This is a genomic window from Leisingera sp. (assembly GCF_034669605.1).
In the GTDB taxonomy this organism is placed as follows: domain Bacteria; phylum Pseudomonadota; class Alphaproteobacteria; order Rhodobacterales; family Rhodobacteraceae; genus Leisingera.
On the sequence record NZ_JAXMOX010000289.1, the window covers coordinates 1 to 4,347 of the forward strand.

Below are 4,347 nucleotides of genomic sequence, written 5' to 3' on the forward strand. Positions count from 1 at the left end.
TGCGTCGCCGTAATGCAGATCGACACCGTTCAGGCTGATGGCAGGAAGCCCCTGCGGCGCCGGTTGCGGCTGCTCCGGCTCGCTCAGCAGGATCGGCGCATCCAGCAGTTCCTTGATCCGCTCCAGAGCTGCCGCGGCGCCCTGCCAGACGCCGGAAATATTCGCCAGCCGCCGCATCGGCTCAAACGACAGGCCGATCGAGGTGAAAAAGCTCATGAACTGGCCGACGGTCTTTTCGCCGGCAATGATCTCGTTGCCGCCATACAGCAGCACCGCCATGAAGCCGACACCGGCCATGATGTCGGTCATGCCGGAAATCGACGAGGTGCCAAAGGCCGCCTTCACTTCCGAGCGGACAAAATCATCGGTGCGTTCGGAAAACCGGTGCACCTGATACTCCTCCAGCCGGTTCAGCTTGACCGGCACGATGCCGTGGAAAATCTCGTCCAGCCGGGTCGCCAGATCGGCGCCCAGATCGCGCGCCCGCGACGCCTTCTTGCGCACATAGCGCTGGATGGTGGAGATCGGCAGCAGCAGCACCGGCACCCCGATCAGCAGGATCAGCGTCCAGCGCCAATCGATGCTGAAGGCGACGCCCAGCACCGCCACCAGCGCCACCAGATCGCGCCCCGCGCCGGTGATCACCGCCTGCCAGACCGCGTTGATCGCATAGACGTCCGACTGGATCCGCTGGATCAGCAGCCCCGGCGGATGCTGCTGGTGAAACGCCGGGTCCTGGCGGATCAGCCGCGCCAGCATATCCTTGCGCAGATGCGCCGCCGAGGTCTGCGAGACCTTGCTCAGCAGCACTTTCTGGGTGACGCTGGACACGCCGCGCATGGTGAAAATCGCCAGAAACGCCAGGCTGACCCAGACCAGCGCGTCGGAATTGCCGGCGACAAACACGAGATCGAACATCGGCTGCATCATGTAGCCAAGCGCGCCCATGGTGGCGCCTTCCAGCAGCATGAACACCGCGGCGATGCCCAGCAGCCCGATGTAGTGGCGCAGATAGCCGCGCCACAGCCAGCCGAACAGCTCGCGGGAGGATTTGTGAGGCTGGCTCATGCGGGGAGGGTCCGGCAGGGAGTTCGGGTCATTTCGCGCCTTTTCTGACATGCCGCAACCATTTAAGCAGGTCGGTTGCAGGGCGCAAGCAATTCGCCGTGCCGCTGCAGCGGGCGGAATGCCCCCCGCGGGACGGCCGCAATGGTCCGGGCGGCGCGTCAGCCGCGGCTTGGAAACAGGCGGAAGGCGGGTTTCACGCCTTCCGCGCGTTCAGGCGGATGTCCAGCCTGGTGATAAGATGGTTGATCAGCACCGCCAGCACCAGAACAGGCACCATTCCGTACATCACCCAGACCACAAAGAAGATCCACACCAGGTTGATCCCGGCAAAGGTGATTGCGGCGATGAAGAAATCCGGCATGTTGGCCGGCAATTCAGGGTCACGCATGACAATTCTCCCGGTTCTGCACCAAAATGGTAGTCCAGCAGGGGGGAATGTCCGGTAAAACCGGCGCGATCCGGCGGCGGTTGGCAAGTTTCAGCCGGCCCGTGCCGAAGCCAGCGCCCGCGGCAGTGCGGCGGCAAAGCCCTCCAGCTCCGCCTGCGGCCCGCAGCTCACCCGGATGCAGCGGTTTTGCGGCGCGGCAAAGGGCATCCGCACAAAAATCCCCTGATCCACCAGCGAATCCAGCACCGCCTTGGCAAACACCCCGTCCCGGCCGCAATCAATCGCCACGAAATTGGTGGCCGAGGGCAGGGCGCTCAGCCCGTTGTCTGCCGCGATCCCGGCAATCCGGCGCCGCGCCTCCGCGATCTGCGCCAGCACCTGCGCCAGCCAGTCCTGATCCTGCAGCGCCGCCAGGGCGCCGGCCTGCGCCGCCCGGTTCATGCCGAAATGATTGCGCACCTTGTCGAAGGCCGAGATCAGATCCGGGTGCGCCAGCGCATAGCCGGCCCGCGCGCCGGCCATGCCATAGGCTTTTGAGAAGGTCCGCATCCGGATCACCCGCGTATCATCGGCGCTGACGGGGGCTGCGGTGCCCTCCGGCGCGCATTCCACATACGCCTCGTCCAGCAGCAGCAGGCAGCCCTCCGGCAGATGGTCCAGCGCCGCGGCGATCTCCGCCCCCTTGTGCCAGCTGCCCATCGGGTTGTCGGGATTGGCCAGATAGACGATCTTGGCATCCACCTCCGCCGCTTTGGCAAACAATGCCCCGACATCCTCGCGGTCGTCCCTGTACGGCACCGTATGCAGCAGCCCGCCGAACCCGGCCACATGATAGTTGAATGTCGGATAGGCCCCCAGCGAGGTCACCACCGCATCGCCCGGCCCGATCAGCAGCCGCACCAGATACCCCAGCAGCCCGTCGATGCCTTCGCCGGCAATGATATGCTCGGGCCGCACCCGGTGGTGCGCCGCCAGCGCCTGGCGCAGATCATGGCTTTGCGCGTCGCCGTATTTCCAGATGTCGGCTGATGCCTGCGCCATTGCCGCAACCGCCTTGGGCGAGGGGCCGAATATGTTCTCATTGGCGCCCAGCCGCGCGGCAAAGGCCTGGCCGCGGGCGCGTTCCTGGGTTTCGGGGCCGACAAACGGCACGGTGGAGGGCAGGGAGTGCGCAAGCGGGGTATAGCGGGGACCAGTCATGGGGGCAGATAACCGAAAGCCCGCGAAGGGGGCAAGGCTTGCGTCGCCGCAGCCGCCCGCGAAGTCCGCGCCAGGTCTTTCAGGGAGTCTTTCACGGGTTTCCGCTTCGCCCTGCTGGCCGGCGCTCTCGGCTGCCTCCTGTTCTGGCCGGTGCCGGTGGACCATAACGCCAATGATCCGCCGGCAGCTCCGGGCTTTCCCGCTCCCTGGCCCGAAAACCGCGCCCTGATCCTGCCCTCACGTCGCACTGGCAACCCTCCCGCATCCGGGGCAGGCTGGCTGCAGATCAGCAGCGGGGAACAAACCATGGCCCGAGTCACCACCGGCTACAAGGACCACATCGCCTATGTCACGCTTGCCCGCCCGGACAAGCACAATGCCCTCGACGATGCGATGATCGAGGCGATCATCGCCGCCGGGCAGGAGGTCGCCGCCTCGGATGCCCGCGCCGTGGTGCTGGCCGGATCAGGCAAAAGCTTCTGCGCCGGCCTCGACATGGCCAGTTTCGCCAGCCTGATGCAGCGCGACCTGAACAGCCTGGTGATGGAGCGGAGCCACCATGACGCCAATGCGTTCCAGGAGGTGGCGATGGTCTGGCGCCGGGTGCCGGTGCCGGTGATTGCGGCCATCCACGGCGCCTGTTTCGGCGGCGGGCTGCAACTCGCGCTGGGCGCCGACATCCGCATTGCCCACCCGGAGGCGCAGCTGTCGGTGATGGAAATGAAATGGGGGCTGATCCCGGATATGGGCGGCATGGCACTGCTGCCGCGGCTGCTGCGCTCCGACGTGCTGCGCCGCCTCACCTACACGGCCGAGAAAATCGGCGCCCCTCAGGCGCTGGACTGGGGCCTGCTGAGCGAACTGTCAGACAGCCCGCTGACCCGCGCCCAGGAGCTGGCCGCCGTCATTGCAGCAAAAAGCCCCTCCGCCATCCGGGCCGCCAAGCGCCTGATCGCTGTCGCCGAAAGCGGTGCTGCCCAGGCCGATGTGCTGCTGGCGGAAAGCGCCGAACAGCTGCAGCTGATCGGCAAGCCGGATCAGATGGAGGCGGTCGCCGCACAGCTGCAAAAACGCCCTGCGGACTTCGGCTGACGCGGCGTCCGCTTTTTGCCGATGCCGTGCCCCGCACTCTTCTGTGCAGTGCAAATACGGCCGTCCCGCTGCCCGGCAGGCCGCCTTGCCGCCGACGCGGGGGAGGCCGGGCGCGGACCCGGCGCCGCCCTGCCGGCAAGCCTTCAAGAACCGCAACATCGCTTTCTCGCCAATTTTTCCTAAAATTCGCCACTGCCGGCGGGAAACTGCCGCCAGCCGGCAGAAAAATGCCGCGTAAAATCCGCAGAAACCCCGGTTAACTTTTTGGCAACATTTATGGGCGATTTCTGCCTTCAGCAGGGCACAAATCAGGCCAATCGAGCATTCGGAAATCTGCTGCCGGGAGGCCCGTTCGGGCGCCGGAAAGCTGGTTGCGATCTGAAGACCTGCAGTACATCCGGCTGAGGCGCCCCTGTCTCAGCACCGGACTTCAGAAAGGAGCGAGGCTGATGCAACTGGTGCAGAAAAAATGGTTCATCTTGTTTGAAAGCGGCGGCCTTCTGTCCCGCACCGGGGACAGGATCACCTATTTCTATGACGAGGCTCTGAGCTTCGGCGACCGCGAGGCGGCCCGGCGCTACCTGGCGGCCAATGAAAAC

The 4,347-nt window shown here is 65.6% G+C and carries 4 protein-coding genes; 1 reads left to right on the top strand and 3 read right to left on the bottom strand.

The genetic code is table 11. The annotated features are described in order from the left end of the window. The 3 genes from VOI29_RS22865 to VOI29_RS22875 all read right to left on the bottom strand — a co-directional run. Positions 1-1,068 (bottom strand): ABC transporter transmembrane domain-containing protein (locus VOI29_RS22865; protein ID WP_323783987.1); only part of this gene is annotated, 1,068 nt, incomplete at its 3' end. Positions 1,069-1,261: 193 nt separating this feature from the next. After that, positions 1,262-1,456 carry a histidinol phosphate aminotransferase gene (locus tag VOI29_RS22870; RefSeq protein ID WP_323783988.1) on the bottom strand — a complete coding sequence of 65 codons (195 nt, stop codon included), beginning with the start codon at positions 1,454-1,456 and terminating at the stop codon, positions 1,262-1,264. Positions 1,457-1,546: 90 nt separating this feature from the next. Then, on the bottom strand, positions 1,547-2,656 hold the full coding sequence (locus VOI29_RS22875) for a pyridoxal phosphate-dependent aminotransferase (protein WP_323783991.1): 1,110 nt from the start codon (positions 2,654-2,656) through the stop codon (positions 1,547-1,549). A gap of 306 nt (positions 2,657-2,962) precedes the next feature. On the opposite strand from VOI29_RS22875, the gene VOI29_RS22880 reads away from it, so the two are divergent. Then, on the top strand, positions 2,963-3,748 hold the full coding sequence (locus VOI29_RS22880; RefSeq protein WP_323783993.1) for a crotonase/enoyl-CoA hydratase family protein: 786 nt from the start codon (positions 2,963-2,965) through the stop codon (positions 3,746-3,748). Positions 3,749-4,347 lie beyond the last annotated feature (599 nt).